The following is a 13923-nucleotide window of genomic DNA, read 5'->3' as shown; positions in this document are numbered from 1 at the left end:
AACAGTTTATCGGTCGCACTCGGCCGCCGGCCCACCCGTCTCGACACTCGGGAGTGCTGTGACCTGCGGCACGGGCATTCTGCCCAATGGCCGGCGGCCTTGACCAGAGCCACCACACCGTAATGTCACACCCGGGAAAGTTGACATATGGCTGAAAAAAGTTAACCCAAACGGGCCGCCACCAGGTCCCACACGGTGTCGGCGAGGGCTTCCTTCGGGCCGTGCGGCACAGGCGTCTCACTGCCGTCGGCGCCGAGTACCACGGCCTCGTTCTCCTCGGAGCCGAAGGTCTTGCGTTCTCCCACCTCGTTCACCACGAGGAGGTCGCAGCCCTTGCGGACCAGTTTGGTCCGGCCGTTGGCGAGGACGTCGTCGGTCTCGGCGGCGAAGCCGACGATCACCTGTCCGGACCGCGCCCGGTCGGCCGAGATCTCCGCGAGGATGTCCGGATTTCGCACCAGCACGATCGGTTCGGGATCCCGCCCGTCCTTCTTCTTGATCTTCCCGGCCGCGTAGACCGCGGGACGGAAGTCGGCGACGGCCGCGGCCATCACCACGGCGTCGGCGTCGGCAGCCGCCTTGAGCACCGCCTCGCGCAGCTGCACGGCCGTACCGACCGGGACGACGTCCACGCCGGCCGGGTCGGGCAGTCCCGTGGTGTTCGCGGCGACCAGCGTCACCCGGGCGCCGCGGGCGGCGGCCGTGCGGGCGAGGGCGTAGCCCTGCTTGCCGGAGGAGCGGTTGCCCAGGAAACGGACGGGGTCGAGAGGCTCGCGGGTGCCGCCGGCGGAGACGACGACATGGCGGCCGGCCAGGTCGGGCTCCCGCACCCCCCGGGCGAGGACGCGACGGCAGGCCTCGAAGATCTCCGCGGGGTCGGGCAGCCGGCCCTTGCCGGTGTCGACGCCGGTGAGGCGGCCGACGGCCGGCTCGATCACGACGGCGCCGCGGCGGCGCAGTATGGCCACGTTCTCCTGGGTGGCCGGGTGCTCCCACATCTCCGTGTGCATCGCGGGGGCGAAGACGACCGGACAGCGGGCGGTGAGCAGGGTGTTGGTGAGCAGGTCGTCGGCGAGGCCGTGGGCCGCCTTGGCCAGCATGTCGGCGGTGGCGGGGGCGACCACGACCAGGTCGGCGTGCTGGCCGATCCGGACGTGCGGGACCTCCTCGACGTGGTCCCAGACCTCGGTGGAGACGGGGTTGCCGGAGAGGGCGGACCAGGTGGCGGCGCCGACGAAGTGCAGCGCGGAGGCGGTGGGCACCACCCGGACGTCATGGCCCGACTCCGTGAACCTCCGCAGCAGCTCGCAGGCCTTGTACGCGGCGATGCCGCCGCTGACCCCCAGCACGACCTTGGGCTTGTCCACCGGGCCTCCACTCGTCGATTCCATGACGCCATCACACACCACAGGCCCGACAGTCGGCTGCCGGGCCTGTGGATAAGTCAACTGCAATATGAAAGTACTACTGCGCCGGGCCTTCGATGGCCTCGGAGGTCAGCAGACCCGCGTTGATCTCGCGCAGGGCGATGGAGAGCGGCTTCTCGTGGACGTGGGTGTCGACGAGCGGACCGACGTACTCGAGGAGGCCCTCGCCGAGCTGCGAGTAGTACGCGTTGATCTGGCGGGCCCGCTTGGCCGCGTAGATCACCAGGCTGTACTTCGAGTCGGTGGCCTCGAGGAGCTCGTCGATCGGAGGGTTGATGATGCCCTCGGGCGCGGTGATGGAAGAGGACACGCTCTGCCTTCCGATGGATGGGAAAGAATCAGTCTGAATGATCAGCAAGGATCACACAACGTCCATCAAGGCTAGCAGCTCGCGCGCCACGTCCTCGACGGAGGTGTTGACCAGGGTCTCGTCGAACTCCGGCTCGGCCGCGAGTTCGATCTTGGCCGCGTCCAGCCGGCGCTCGATCACCTCGGGCGCCTCGGTGCCGCGGCCGGTGAGCCTGCGCACCAGCTCCTCCCAGGAGGGCGGGGCCAGGAAGACCAGCCGGCCCTCCGGCATGGTCTCGCGGACCTGCCGCGCACCCTGGAGGTCGATCTCCAGGAGGACCGGCACGCCGGCTTCGAGGTGCTCCAGCACCGCGGCCCGCGGGGTGCCGTAGCGGTTGCCGGCGAATTCGGCCCACTCCAGGAGCTCGCCGTTGGCGATGAGCTTGTCCATCTCGTCGTCGGAGACGAAGAAGTAGTGGACGCCGTGCTTCTCGCCCGGACGGGGCCTGCGGGTGGTCGCGGACACCGAGAGCCAGACCTCGGGGTGCGCCTTGCGCATATGGGCGACGACCGTGCTCTTTCCGACCCCGGAAGGGCCGGAGAGCACGGTCAGCCGCGGACGTACGTCCGGGGGCTCGGGGGACGTCCCCCGGAATGTTGCAGCCATGCAGCGATTATTCCAGCAATCGCGGGCTGCCCGGGACGGCTGTCCCGGGCAGCCCGGCGATCAGGAGCCGGTGCTGCCGAACTCGCGCTCCAGAGAGGCGATCTGGTTGGACCCGAGGCCCCGCACGCGGCGGCTCTCGGAGATCCCGAGTCGCTCCATGATCTGCTTGGCGCGGACCTTGCCCACGCCCGGCAGGGACTCGAGCAGGGCGGAGACCTTCATCTTGCCGATGACGTCGTTTTCCTGACCCTGCTTGATGACCTCGTGAAGCGAGGCGCCGGAGTGCTTGAGTCGATTCTTGACCTCGGCCCGCTCCCGGCGAGCCGCGGCGGCCTTTTCGAGCGCGGCTGCGCGCTGTTCAGGGGTAAGGGGCGGAAGAGCCACGCCTACGTCACCTCGGATGTCGAACTGTCGGATACGGACCGGTGAGGAACCTAGTCGCCCCACACCTGGGGAGCTACGAGCAACACGCTTGCCCGTGACTCTGCTCGGAGACTAGCGGGCAAGTCCGCCGGAGTCAGCGAGAACAGCGGAAAAGTCCTGGTCAGCCTCCGTCAGGCCGGACATTTCAGACATACTGCCCTGGATTTGAGGATGTATTCACTCCCGGGCCGCCGCCGCAGTGCTCGCCGAAGCGGTCGGCGGAGCGCCGCCGCGGCCCTCACCGACCTGCGACGACACCCCGGATCTCGCCCGCGAACCGCTCCGTGGCCGCCCGCAGGGCCGACACCTCGGGACCGTGACGCAAAACACCTCGGCTCACGTTTGGCACCACGTTGCGCACCGCGGACCCGAAGACGGCGGGAAGGTCGGCCGCCGTCGCACCCTGCGCGCCCACCCCCGGGGCGAGGAGCGGACCGTTGATGTCGAGGCCGTACGACGACAGGTCGCCGACCGTGGCCCCGACGACGGCGCCGAAGGAACCCAGCGGTTCCTCCCCCGCGTTCTCGGCGGCCAGGTGGGCCAGCATGGTGGCGCCGACCGTCCGCCCGTCGGCGCGCACCGCGTGCTGCACCTCGGGGCCCTCCGGGTTGGAGGTGAGCGCCAGCACGAACAGACCGGCCCCGTTCTCCCGGGCCAGCGCGACGGCCGGGCTGAGCGAGCCGTAGCCGAGGTACGGGGAGACGGTCAGCGCGTCCGAGAACAGCGGGGCGTCCTTGTGCAGATAGGCCTCGGCGTACCCGGCCATGGTCGAGCCGATGTCGCCGCGCTTGGCGTCCATCACGACCAGCGTCCCGGCCGCCCGCGCCTCCTGCACCACCCGCTCCAGGACGGCGACCCCGCGGGAGCCGAACCGCTCGAAGAACGCGCTCTGCGGCTTCATCACGGCGACCCGGTCGGCCACCGCCTCCACGACGGTGCGGCTGAACCGCTCCAGACCCGCCACGTCGTCGTTCAGACCCCACTCGGAGAGCAGCGAGGCGTGCGGGTCGACACCGACGCACAGCGGGCCGCGCTCGTCCATCGCACGGCGCAACCGGGCGCCGAAGGGCTCCAAGGGGCTCATACGGTCTTCCTCACGTCGGCGCCGACCGCGTCGGCGAGAGTGGCGTACGGGCTGGTGCGCAGGCGCGCCACGAGGCCCTTGTGGAGGGCGCGAGCGTAGAACGGCCCCTGGTAGACGAAGGCGCTGTAGCCCTGGACCAGCGTGGCACCGGCCAGGATGCGCTGCCAGGCGTCCTCGGCGTTCTCCACGCCTCCGACGCCCACCAGGGTGATCCGGTCGCCCACGCGCGCGTACAGCCGCCGCAGGACCTCCAGGGAGCGGGCCTTGAGCGGCGCGCCGGAGAGCCCGCCGGCCTCCTTCAGCAGGGCGGGGTCGGAGCGGAGCCCCAGACCCTCCCGCGCGATGGTGGTGTTGGTCGCGATGATCCCGTCGAGTCCCAGTTCGACCGCGAGATCCGCGACGGCGTCCACATCCTCGTCGGCGAGGTCCGGCGCGATCTTCACCAGGAGCGGCACCCGGCGGTTCGCCGCCACCCGGTCGGCCGCCTCGCGCACGGCGGTCAGCAGCGGACGCAGCTGGTCGACGGCCTGGAGGCTGCGCAGCCCCGGGGTGTTTGGGGACGACACGTTCACGACCAGGTAGTCCGCGTACGGCGCGAGCCGCTCGGCCGACTTCACGTAGTCACCGACGGCCTCGGACTCCGGTACGGCCTTGGTCTTGCCGATGTTGACGCCCACGACGGTCCTGAAGACGGGCTCTCGGGTCGCCAGCCGCGCGGCCACGGTCAGCGAGCCGTCGTTGTTGAACCCCATCCGGTTGATCAGCGCCCGGTCGGCGACCAGCCGGAACATCCGCTTCTTGGGGTTCCCGGGCTGCGCCTCACCCGTCACGGTCCCGATCTCGACGTGGTCGAACCCGAGCATCGACATCCCGTCGATCGCCACCGCGTTCTTGTCGAACCCCGCGGCCAGGCCGAAGGGCCCGTGCATCCGCAGCCCGAACGCCTCGGTGCGCAGCTCCTTGTAGCGGGGAGCCAGCGCAGCCGCGATGAACGTGCGCAGCACCGGAACACGGGCGGCGAGCCGGATCCACCGGAAGGCGAGGTGGTGTGCCTGTTCCGGGTCCATCCGCTTGAAAAAGAGGTTGAAGAAGATCTTGTACATGAAGTCCTCATGCCAAGGGGGACACCGACACCGGTGCCCCCCTCACAGACAGCTGGGCAACGCGCCCCGAAAGGGGCGCGGGGCAGTGCTCGATATGCGGCTCCGCCGCGTGGGCGCGACCGGCCCCCCACCGGCCCGCAGCCGAACCACGGGCCGGTCAGTCCCTCGCGGCCGTCAATCGCTCCGCATGCTCCTGCAGCGACCGCACCCCCACGTCCCCGTGGTTCAGCGCGTCGATCCCCTGCACGGCCGCCGCCAGCGCCTGCACGGTCGTCAGACACGGCACCGACCGGGCCACCGCGGCCGTCCGGATCTCGTACCCGTCCAGGCGACCCCCGGTGCCGTACGGGGTGTTGACGATGAGGTCCACCTCGCCGTCGTGGATGAGCTGGACGATCGTCCTCTCGCCGTTGGGGCCGACGCCCTCCGACTGCTTGCGCACCACGGTCGCGTTGATGCCGTTGCGCTTGAGGACCTCGGCCGTGCCGGAGGTGGCCAGCAGTTCGAAGCCGTGGGCGACCAGCTCGCGCGCCGGGAAGATCATCGAACGCTTGTCGCGGTTGGCGACGGAGATGAACGCGCGGCCCTTGGTGGGCAGCGGCCCGTACGCCCCGGCCTGCGACTTGGCGTAGGCCGTGCCGAAGACGGAGTCGATGCCCATGACCTCGCCGGTGGAGCGCATCTCCGGGCCGAGCACGGTGTCCACACCGCGGCCCTGGATGTCCCGGAACCGCGACCACGGCATGACCGCCTCCTTCACGGAGATCGGCGCGTCGAACGGCAGCTCGCCGCCGTCGCCGCGGGCCGGCAGCAGGCCCTCGGCGCGCAGTTCGGCGACGGTCGCGCCCAGCGAGATCCGGGCGGCGGCCTTGGCCAGCGGCACCGCGGTCGCCTTCGAGGTGAAGGGCACCGTGCGGGACGCGCGCGGGTTGGCTTCGAGGACGTACAGGATGTCCCCGGCCATCGCGAACTGGATGTTGATCAGACCGCGTACGCCGACCCCGCGCGCGATGGCCTCCGTGGAGGCGCGCAGCCGCTTGATGTCGAAGCCGCCGAGCGTGATCGGGGGCAGGGCGCACGCCGAGTCGCCGGAGTGGATGCCGGCCTCCTCGATGTGCTCCATGACGCCGCCGAGGTACAGCTCCTCGCCGTCGTAGAGGGCGTCGACGTCGATCTCGATCGCGTCGTCCAGGAACCGGTCGACGAGGACCGGCCGGGTGGGGCTGATCTCGGTCGACTCGGCGATGTACGCCGCAAGGCGGGTCTCGTCGTAGACGATCTCCATACCGCGTCCGCCGAGCACGTAGGACGGCCGCACCAGCACCGGGTAGCCGATCTCGTCGGCGATGGCCTTGGCCTCGGTGAAGGTGGTCGCCGTGCCGTGCTTGGGGGCCGGCAGGCCCGCCTCGGCGAGCACCCGGCCGAAGGCGCCCCGGTCCTCGGCCGCGTGGATGGCCTCCGGGGAGGTGCCGACGATCGGCACGCCGTTGTCCTTGAGCGCCTGGCTCAGACCCAGCGGGGTCTGGCCGCCCAGCTGCACGACCACGCCCGCGACCGGACCGGCCTGCTGCTCGGCGTGCACGACCTCCAGCACGTCCTCCAGCGTCAGCGGCTCGAAGTAGAGCCGGTCGGAGGTGTCGTAGTCGGTGGAGACGGTCTCCGGGTTGCAGTTGACCATGACCGTCTCGTAGCCCGCGTCGCTCAGCGCGAAGGACGCGTGCACGCACGAATAGTCGAACTCGATGCCCTGGCCGATGCGGTTGGGGCCGGAGCCCAGGATGATGACGGCCGGCTTCTCGCGCGGCGCGACCTCGGTCTCCTCGTCGTAGGAGGAGTAGAAGTACGGCGTCTTGGCGGCGAACTCGGCGGCGCAGGTGTCGACCGTCTTGTAGACCGGGCGTACGCCCAGCGCGTGCCGGACCTCGCGCACCACGTCCTCGCGCAGCCCGCGGATCTCGGCGATCTGCTGGTCGGAGAAGCCGTGCCGCTTGGCATGGGCGAGCAGGTCGGCGGTCAGCTCCGGCGCACCGGCCAGCTCGTCGGCGATCTCCTTGATCAGGAAGAGCTGGTCGACGAACCACGGGTCGATCTTCGTGAACTCGAAGACCTCCTCGGGGGTGGCGCCCGCGCGGATGGCCTGCATGACGGTGTTGATCCGGCCGTCGGTGGGCCGTACCGCCTCGTGCAGCAGCGACTGCTTGTCACCGGGCTCGCCGACGAAGGTGAACTGGCTGCCCTTCTTCTCCAGCGAGCGCAGCGCCTTCTGGAAGGCCTCGGGGAAGTTGCGGCCGATGGCCATCGCCTCGCCGACCGACTTCATGGTCGTGGTCAGCGTGGAGTCGGCCTGCGGGAACTTCTCGAACGCGAACCGCGGAGCCTTGACGACCACGTAGTCGAGCGTGGGCTCGAAGGAGGCCGGTGTCTCCTGCGTGATGTCGTTGGGGATCTCGTCCAGGGTGTAGCCGACGGCCAGCTTCGCAGCGATCTTCGCGATCGGGAAGCCGGTGGCCTTGGATGCGAGCGCCGAGGACCGCGAGACGCGCGGGTTCATCTCGATGACGATGACCCGGCCGTCCTCGGGGTTGACCGCGAACTGGATGTTGCAGCCGCCGGTGTCGACGCCGACCTCGCGGATGACGGCGATGCCGATGTCGCGCAGGATCTGGTACTCGCGGTCGGTCAGCGTCATCGCGGGCGCGACGGTGATCGAGTCGCCGGTGTGCACGCCCATGGGGTCGAAGTTCTCGATGGAGCAGACGACCACGACGTTGTCGTGCTTGTCGCGCATGAGCTCCAACTCGTACTCCTTCCAGCCGAGGATGGACTCCTCCAGGAGCACCTCGGTGGTCGGGGAGAGCGTCAGGCCCTGGCCGGCGATGCGGCGCAGCTCCTGCTCGTCGTGGGCGAAGCCGGAACCGGCGCCGCCCATGGTGAAGGAGGGGCGGACGACGACCGGGTAGCCGCCCAGCTCGTCGACGCCCGCGAGGACGTCGTCCATGGAGTGGCAGATGACGGACCTGGCGGACTCACCGTGCCCGATCTTCTTGCGGACCTCCGCCACGACCTCCTTGAAGAGGTCGCGGTCCTCGCCCTTGTTGATGGCCTCGACGTTGGCGCCGATCAGTTCGACGCCGTACTTGGCCAGGACGCCGTTCTCGTCGAGCGAGATCGCGGTGTTCAGGGCCGTCTGGCCGCCCAGGGTGGGCAGCAGGGCGTCCGGGCGCTCCTTGGCGATGATCTTCTCGACGAACTCGGGGGTGATCGGCTCGACGTAGGTCGCGTCGGCGATCTCCGGGTCGGTCATGATCGTCGCCGGGTTGGAGTTCACCAGGATGACGCGGAGGCCCTCGGCGCGCAGCACGCGGCAGGCCTGGGTGCCGGAGTAGTCGAACTCGGCGGCCTGGCCGATGACGATCGGGCCGGAGCCGATGACCAGGACGGACTGGATATCGGTGCGCTTAGGCACGCTGGCCCTCCATCAGGGAAACGAAGCGGTCGAACAGGTAGGCGGCGTCGTGCGGTCCTGCCGCCGCTTCGGGGTGGTACTGGACGGAGAAGGCCGGCTGGTCGAGCAGCTGCAGCCCCTCCACGACGTCGTCGTTGAGGCAGACGTGCGAGACCTCGGCGCGGCCGAACCTCGTCTCGCTGACCTTGTCGAGCGGCGCGTCCACGGCGAAGCCGTGGTTGTGCGCGGTGACCTCGACCTTGCCGGTCGTCCGGTCCTGGACCGGCTGGTTGATGCCCCGGTGGCCGTACTTCAGCTTGTAGGTGCCGAAGCCGAGCGCGCGGCCGAGGATCTGGTTGCCGAAGCAGATGCCGAAGAGCGGGGTCTTCCGCTCCAGGACGGCGCTCATCAGGGCCACCGGGCCGTCGGCCGTGGCCGGGTCGCCGGGCCCGTTGGAGAAGAACACGCCGTCCGGGGAGACGGCGTACACGTCGTCCTCGGTGGCGGTCGCGGGCAGCACGTGCACCTCGATGCCGCGCTCGGCCATGCGCTGCGGGGTCATGCCCTTGATGCCGAGGTCGACGGCGGCGACAGTGAACCGCTTCTCGCCCACCGCGGGGACGACGTACGCCTCCTTGGTGGCGACCTCCTCGTACAGCGAGGCGCCCTTCATGTGCGGCTGGGCCTGCACGCGCGCGACGAGCTCGGCGTCGGCGGCGATCGCCTCGCCGGAGAAGACGCCGGCGCGCATGGAGCCGCGCTCACGCAGATGGCGGGTGAGGGCGCGGGTGTCGACGCCGGAGATGCCGACCACGCCCTGCGCGACCAGTTCCGCGTCCAGCGAACGCTTGGCGCGCCAGTTGGAGGGCACGCGCGCGGGGTCCCGCACGACGTAGCCGGAGACCCAGATGCGGCTGGACTCGTCGTCCTCGTCGTTCCACCCCGTGTTGCCGATCTGCGGGGCGGTGGCGACCACGATCTGCCGGTCGTAGGACGGGTCGGTCAGGGTCTCCTGGTAGCCGGTCATGCCGGTGGAGAACACGGCCTCGCCGAAGGTCTCCCCCACGGCCCCGTAGGCGCGGCCGCGGAAGATCCGGCCGTCCTCCAGGACGAGTACGGCGGGAACCTTGCCGGTTCCCCTGGTGGAGGTCGTCATCGTTCGGCGCCTTCCGTGCTGGGTGTCTTGGTCATGGAGTTGATGGCGTCGACCCACTCGGTGTGCTCCGCCGCGTGGTCGGAGCGGAAACCGGAGTCGATCAGCTTGTCGCCGTGCGCCCAGGTCACCACGAGGAGTCCGCCCTCGGTGAGGACCTTGCCCGCGATGCCCTTGCCGAGCAGGGCCTCGCGGAGCGCGTCGGCGGGGATGAAGAAGTCGGTCGCGCCGGGGCGCACGACGTCCAGGCCCGCGTCGGTCAGGGTGAGTTCGACCCGGCTGCGGGAGCCGAGGCCGCGGGCCACGATGCGGTCCAGCCACTGCCCGGCCGTGGTGGAGCCGTGGTAGCGGCCGCTCATCGTCAGTCTCACGGCACCGGGGTCGTCCGGCGCGCTGGGCAGCTCCGGGAGGTCGCCCTGGAGGGTGCCGCGCCACTTCCAGCCCTCGCGCATCAGCCAGTAGACGAGCGCGACGAAGAGGGCGAGGCCGACCAGCCAGCCGATGCGGGCGGACCAGTCGGTGACCGCGGCCGACCTCTTCTCGTCGGCCAGCAGGATCAGAGGTGTCACGTCAGCTTCCCGTCCACGAGCGTCGCCTTGCCCCGCAGCCACGTGTGGGTGACACGGCCCGGCAGCTCGCGTCCCTCGTACGGGGTGTTGCGGCTGCGCGAGGCGAAGCCCGCGGGGTCCACCAGGCCACGGTATTCCGTGTCGACCAGGGTGAGGTTGGCGGGCTCGCCTGCCGAGACGGGGCGGCCGTGACCGGCGGCCTGCCCGATCCGCGCGGGCTTGACGGACATCCGGTCGGCGACGCCGGCCCAGGTGAGCAGGCCCGTGTCCACCATGGTCTCCTGGACCACCGACAGCGCGGTCTCCAGGCCCACCATCCCCATGGCGGCGGCGGCCCACTCGCAGTCCTTGTCCTCGTGCGGGTGCGGGGCGTGGTCGGTGGCGACGATGTCGATCGTGCCGTCCGCGAGGGCCTCGCGCAGCGCCAGGACGTCCCGCTCGGTGCGCAGCGGCGGGTTGACCTTGTAGACGGGGTTGTACGACCGCACCAGCTCGTCGGTGAGGAGCAGGTGGTGCGGGGTGACCTCGGCGGTGACGTCGATGCCGCGGGACTTGGCCCAGCGCACGATCGCGACGGAGCCGGCCGTGGAGAGGTGGCAGATGTGGACGCGGGAGCCGACGTGCTCGGCGAGCAGCACGTCCCTGGCGATGATCGACTCCTCGGCGACGGCGGGCCAGCCCCCGAGCCCCAGCTCGGCGGAGACGACGCCCTCGTTCATCTGGGCGCCCTCGGTCAGCCGGGGCTCCTGGGCGTGCTGGGCGACGACCCCGCCGAAGGCCTTCACGTACTCCAGGGCGCGGCGCATGATCACGGCGTCGTCCACGCACTTGCCGTCGTCGGAGAAGACGGTGACCCCGGCGGCCGACTCGTGCATGGCGCCGAGCTCGGCGAGCTTCCTGCCCTCCAGGCCGACGGTGACCGCGCCGATGGGCTGGACGTCGCAGTAGCCGTGCTCCCGGCCGAGCCGGTAGACCTGCTCGACGACACCGGCGGTGTCGGCGACCGGGAAGGTGTTGGCCATGGCGAAGACGGCCGTGTAGCCGCCGCTCGCGGCGGCGCGGGTGCCGGTGAGGACCGTCTCGGAGTCCTCACGGCCGGGCTCGCGCAGGTGGGTGTGCAGGTCGACGAGGCCCGGCAGCAGCACCTTGCCGTCCGCCTCGACGACGTCCGCGCCCTCCGCGGACAGCCCGGAGCCGACCGCCTCGATGGTCTCGCCGTCGATCAGGACGTCCTGCGACTCGCCGCCGAGCACCCTCGCACCACGGATCAGGATCTTGCTCATGGGTCTTACTTCTCCTCGGTGGTGCGGGCGTGGCTGACGGCGGGCTCGTTGCCCCCGAGCAGCAGGTACAGGACGGCCATCCGGATGGAGACTCCGTTTGCCACCTGCTCGACGACGGTGCAGCGCTCGGAGTCGGCCACCTCGGCGGTGATCTCCATGCCGCGGACCATCGGGCCGGGGTGCATCACGATGGCGTGCTCGGGCATCTTCGCCATGCGCTCGCCGTCGAGGCCGTAGCGCCGCGAGTACTCGCGCTCGGTCGGGAAGAACGCGGCGTTCATGCGCTCGCGCTGGACGCGGAGCATCATCACGGCGTCGGACTTGGGGAGGACCGCGTCGAGGTCGTACGACACCTCGCAGGGCCAGTGCTCGACGCCGACCGGCACCAGGGTGGGCGGGGCGACGAGGGTGACCTCGGCGCCGAGGGTGTGCAGCAGGTCGACGTTGGAGCGGGCGACCCGGCTGTGCAGGACGTCACCGACGACGGTGATCCGCTTGCCGGCCAGGTCCTGCCCCATGCCGGCGTCCCGGCCGACCAGGCGGCGGCGCATGGTGAAGGCGTCCAGGAGGGCCTGGGTGGGGTGCTGGTGGGTGCCGTCGCCGGCGTTGATGACGGCCGCGTCGATCCAGCCGGAGTTGGCGAGCCGGTAGGGCGCTCCCGATGCGCCGTGCCGGATGACGACGGCGTCGACGCCCATCGCCTCCAGGGTCTGGGCGGTGTCCTTCAGGGACTCGCCCTTGGAGACGCTGGACCCCTTGGCGGTGAAGTTGATGACGTCGGCGGAGAGGCGCTTCTCGGCGGCCTCGAAGGAGATCCGGGTCCGGGTCGAGTCCTCGAAGAAGAGGTTGACGACGGTGCGGCCGCGCAGGGTCGGCAGCTTCTTGATCGGCCGGTCGGCGACCCGGGCCATCTCCTCGGCGGTGTCGAGGATCAGGACGGCGTCGTCGCGGGTGAGGTCGGCGGCCGAGATGAGATGACGCTGCATCTGTCAGGCTCCGTAAGGCAGTTCACATAGGGGAGATTGCGGGCAGGCCTGGGCGCACCACGGCGGTGCGCGCCCCTCGGCCGGCTAGGAGGTCGGCTTCGCACCGAGCAGCACGGTGTCGCGACCGTCCTCCTCGGCGAGCTGGACCTTGACCGTCTCCCGCAGCGACGTGGGGAGGTTCTTGCCGACGTAGTCGGCGCGGATGGGCAGTTCGCGGTGGCCGCGGTCGACGAGGACCGCCAGCTGGACCGCGCGCGGGCGCCCGATGTCGTTCAGGGCGTCGAGGGCGGCGCGGATGGTGCGGCCGGAGAAGAGCACGTCGTCGACGAGGATCACCAGTCTGCCGTCGATGCCGTCACCGGGGATCTCGGTGCGGGCCAGCGCACGCGGCGGGTGCATGCGCAGGTCGTCGCGGTACATGGTGATGTCGAGCGAACCGACGGGCGTCTTGCGGTCGGTGATCTGCTCCAGCTTGGCGGCGAGCCGCTGGGCGAGGAAGACGCCGCGGGTCGGGATGCCGAGGAGCACCACGTCGTCGGCGCCCTTGGCGCGCTCGACGATCTCGTGCGCGATGCGGGTCAACACCCGCGCGATGTCAGGGCCTTCGAGAACGGGCCGGGCGTCGAAAGCCTGCACCGCGGCGTCGGGACGCTGCGGTTCGTCGAGCTTTTCCTGCTTGTCCATACGAAACGGACCCCCTTCTCCGCCTCACGGGACGGACTTTAAAGGACGTCGGATTTGCGCCATCCACGGTAGCAGGTGACCGAGAGGGCCCTGATCACCCCCTTGGCGTATTCGGTCATCGCTACCACGGAAGAGTCGGTGCGGACCATTCGGCTTGACGCAACAGAGTAACGCTGCGTAACCTCACAGTGAGTTACCAGCCGCGCGGCGGGACACAGGCCGGCCGCGTCGACACAGTGTCCGGGGAGCTATATGTCCAGCGAATACGCCAAACAGCTCGGGGCCAAGCTCCGGGCCATCCGCACCCAGCAGGGCCTTTCCCTCCACGGTGTCGAGGAGAAGTCCCAGGGGCGCTGGAAGGCCGTGGTGGTCGGTTCGTACGAGCGCGGCGACCGTGCCGTGACCGTGCAGCGCCTTGCAGAGTTGGCGGATTTCTACGGGGTCCCGGTGCAGGAGCTGCTGCCTGGCACCACCCCCGGCGGTGCCGCCGAGCCCCCGCCGAAGCTGGTTCTCGACCTGGAGCGGCTGGCCACCGTGCCGGCCGAGAAGGCCGGCCCGCTGCAGCGCTACGCGGCGACGATCCAGTCCCAGCGCGGTGACTACAACGGCAAGGTGCTGTCGATCCGCCAGGACGACCTGCGCACACTGGCCGTCATCTACGACCAGTCCCCCTCGGTCCTCACCGAGCAGCTGATCAGCTGGGGCGTGCTGGACGCGGACGCCCGCCGCGCCGTGGCCACCCACGAAGAGGCCTGACCTCCTGGAACAACTGAGCAGAAACGTGGCGCCCGGGGGGGGGGGCCCCAAAGAA

Annotated in this window: 13 protein-coding genes; 1 reads left to right on the top strand and 12 read right to left on the bottom strand. The window is 70.4% G+C overall.

The window, feature by feature from the left end:
• Positions 1-161: 161 nt before the first annotated feature.
• The 12 genes from coaBC to pyrR form a co-directional block, all read right to left on the bottom strand.
• Positions 162-1367 (bottom strand): bifunctional phosphopantothenoylcysteine decarboxylase/phosphopantothenate--cysteine ligase CoaBC, encoded by a 1206-nt coding sequence (gene coaBC, locus AB0M11_RS35345; RefSeq protein ID WP_365712258.1) that lies wholly within the window; start codon positions 1365-1367, stop codon positions 162-164.
• A 97-nt stretch (positions 1368-1464) separates the two neighbouring features.
• Complete coding sequence (gene rpoZ / locus AB0M11_RS35340; protein ID WP_005319902.1) at positions 1465-1737, bottom strand: DNA-directed RNA polymerase subunit omega; 273 nt, start codon at positions 1735-1737, stop codon at positions 1465-1467.
• 51 nt (positions 1738-1788) lie between these two features.
• The gene (gene gmk, locus AB0M11_RS35335) at positions 1789-2382 is read right to left on the bottom strand and encodes a guanylate kinase (protein WP_365712245.1); all 594 of its coding nucleotides are present in this window, start codon (positions 2380-2382) and stop codon (positions 1789-1791) included.
• 60 nt (positions 2383-2442) lie between these two features.
• Positions 2443-2766, bottom strand: a complete 324-nt coding sequence (locus AB0M11_RS35330) for an integration host factor (RefSeq protein WP_003977346.1) — start codon at positions 2764-2766, stop codon at positions 2443-2445.
• Between the two features lie 277 nt (positions 2767-3043).
• Positions 3044-3889 carry an orotidine-5'-phosphate decarboxylase gene (gene pyrF / locus AB0M11_RS35325; RefSeq protein WP_365712244.1) on the bottom strand — a complete coding sequence of 282 codons (846 nt, stop codon included), beginning with the start codon at positions 3887-3889 and terminating at the stop codon, positions 3044-3046.
• Positions 3886-4992 carry a quinone-dependent dihydroorotate dehydrogenase gene (locus AB0M11_RS35320; protein ID WP_365712243.1) on the bottom strand — a complete coding sequence of 369 codons (1107 nt, stop codon included), beginning with the start codon at positions 4990-4992 and terminating at the stop codon, positions 3886-3888. The genes pyrF and AB0M11_RS35320 overlap by 4 nt, the downstream gene beginning before the upstream one ends.
• Before the next feature lie 157 nt (positions 4993-5149).
• On the bottom strand, positions 5150-8458 hold the full coding sequence (gene carB / locus AB0M11_RS35315; protein WP_365712242.1) for a carbamoyl-phosphate synthase large subunit: 3309 nt from the start codon (positions 8456-8458) through the stop codon (positions 5150-5152).
• Entirely contained in the window at positions 8451-9593 is a 1143-nt protein-coding gene (gene carA / locus AB0M11_RS35310; RefSeq protein WP_365712241.1) for a glutamine-hydrolyzing carbamoyl-phosphate synthase small subunit, read from the bottom strand. The genes carB and carA overlap by 8 nt, the downstream gene beginning before the upstream one ends.
• Positions 9590-10159, bottom strand: coding sequence for a hypothetical protein (locus AB0M11_RS35305; RefSeq protein WP_365712240.1), 570 nt, complete (start codon positions 10157-10159; stop codon positions 9590-9592). Before AB0M11_RS35305 ends, carA begins: the two co-directional genes overlap by 4 nt.
• A complete protein-coding gene (locus tag AB0M11_RS35300) occupies positions 10156-11442 on the bottom strand; it encodes a dihydroorotase (RefSeq protein ID WP_365712239.1) in 1287 nt (428 codons plus the stop codon). The genes AB0M11_RS35305 and AB0M11_RS35300 overlap by 4 nt, the downstream gene beginning before the upstream one ends.
• Positions 11443-11447: 5 nt before the next feature.
• Positions 11448-12428 carry an aspartate carbamoyltransferase catalytic subunit gene (locus AB0M11_RS35295; protein WP_365712238.1) on the bottom strand — a complete coding sequence of 327 codons (981 nt, stop codon included), beginning with the start codon at positions 12426-12428 and terminating at the stop codon, positions 11448-11450.
• An 84-nt stretch (positions 12429-12512) separates the two neighbouring features.
• Positions 12513-13112 carry a bifunctional pyr operon transcriptional regulator/uracil phosphoribosyltransferase PyrR gene (gene pyrR, locus AB0M11_RS35290; protein ID WP_365712237.1) on the bottom strand — a complete coding sequence of 200 codons (600 nt, stop codon included), beginning with the start codon at positions 13110-13112 and terminating at the stop codon, positions 12513-12515.
• A gap of 252 nt (positions 13113-13364) precedes the next feature.
• Here pyrR and bldD point away from each other — a divergent pair, with 252 nt between their 5' ends.
• Positions 13365-13868, top strand: a complete 504-nt coding sequence (gene bldD / locus AB0M11_RS35285; protein WP_014671524.1) for a transcriptional regulator BldD — start codon at positions 13365-13367, stop codon at positions 13866-13868.
• Positions 13869-13923: the final 55 nt, after the last annotated feature.

Source organism: Streptomyces sp. NPDC051987, from assembly GCF_040680735.1.
Lineage (GTDB): Bacteria > Actinomycetota > Actinomycetes > Streptomycetales > Streptomycetaceae > Streptomyces.
Note: the sequence above shows the minus strand (reverse complement) of the source record. Positions and strands in the feature narration are given on the sequence as shown.

Excerpts from the sequence above, each read along its gene's own strand:
- gmk (WP_365712245.1), bottom strand. The coding sequence starts at position 2,382 with ATGGCTGCAACATTCCGGGGGACGTCCCCCGAGCCCCCGGACGTACGT.
- pyrF (WP_365712244.1), bottom strand. The coding sequence starts at position 3,889 with ATGAGCCCCTTGGAGCCCTTCGGCGCCCGGTTGCGCCGTGCGATGGAC.
- AB0M11_RS35320 (WP_365712243.1), bottom strand. The coding sequence starts at position 4,992 with ATGTACAAGATCTTCTTCAACCTCTTTTTCAAGCGGATGGACCCGGAA.
- carA (WP_365712241.1), bottom strand. The coding sequence starts at position 9,593 with ATGACGACCTCCACCAGGGGAACCGGCAAGGTTCCCGCCGTACTCGTC.
- AB0M11_RS35300 (WP_365712239.1), bottom strand. The coding sequence starts at position 11,442 with ATGAGCAAGATCCTGATCCGTGGTGCGAGGGTGCTCGGCGGCGAGTCG.
- AB0M11_RS35295 (WP_365712238.1), bottom strand. The coding sequence starts at position 12,428 with ATGCAGCGTCATCTCATCTCGGCCGCCGACCTCACCCGCGACGACGCC.
- pyrR (WP_365712237.1), bottom strand. The coding sequence starts at position 13,112 with ATGGACAAGCAGGAAAAGCTCGACGAACCGCAGCGTCCCGACGCCGCG.
- bldD (WP_014671524.1), top strand. The coding sequence starts at position 13,365 with ATGTCCAGCGAATACGCCAAACAGCTCGGGGCCAAGCTCCGGGCCATC.